The 747-nt window shown below is 66.0% G+C and carries 2 protein-coding genes; one reads left to right on the plus strand and one right to left on the minus strand.

All coding sequences use genetic code 11. The features are described from left to right. Window positions 1-337, minus strand: a 337-nt coding sequence (locus JCM19049_RS16375; protein ID WP_279403448.1) for a GntR family transcriptional regulator, incomplete at its 3' end; no start/stop codon positions are given. 129 nt (window positions 338-466) lie between these two features. On the opposite strand from JCM19049_RS16375, the gene JCM19049_RS16380 reads away from it, so the two are divergent. Further along, window positions 467-747: FAD-binding protein (locus JCM19049_RS16380; RefSeq protein ID WP_279403449.1), on the plus strand; the 281-nt coding region annotated here is incomplete at its 3' end.

Genomic DNA, 747 nt, shown 5'->3' on the forward strand with positions numbered 1-747 from the left:
TCCGCGTTGGCCTGCAGGGCGCCTGCGGCACACGGCGTTCGAGGGCCAGCAGGCGCACCGCCTCGGCCTCGATGATTCCCCGGGTTCGGTAAATGTCCCGCGCATCATCGGCGTTCAGCACCCGCACCCGCGCGGTTTGGTGGGCGTTGCGGCTGAGCAGGCCGCTGGCCACCAGGTTTTCCAGGGCCGCCTTCGCGGTGGGACGGGCCACCTCATAGCGCGCGGCCAGCTCGGTTTCACGCAGCGGTGTTCCCGGAGCCAGTTCCCCGTTGAAGATTCGCTCCCGCAGGTCACGGATGATCGCCTGAACCACGGAGACCACTTGCAAGCGCGCCACCTGCGCTCCTTTCCGCCTTGGTGCCTGGACGGTTCAAGTATCGCATGCAAGGGTCTACCATGGCATGTGTACTTGTTAGACAATATTCTTATTTGGGTAGTCTGGATCCCCAGATGACAGGAGCACACCATGGCCGTGAGCACGCCAGCATTGGGTGAGAGCACCGTTGCGCCGGAAGTATTGAACGTCGTCACCGACGCGTCGCGGGTGCGCACCCGCTCCATTGACCGGGTCGCCTACGCCTCTGATGCCTCGCACTACCTGTTCACCCCCCAGGCGGTGGTCATCGCCGCCGACGCCAAGGAAGTCAGCGGGCTGCTGGCCGCCGCGGCACGCAACCATCAGCCGGTCACCCTGCGTTCGGGCGGCACCTCCCTGGCCGGACAGGCCAGTGGGGAGGGGCTGCTGGT

Source organism: Arthrobacter sp. JCM 19049 (assembly GCF_001310435.1).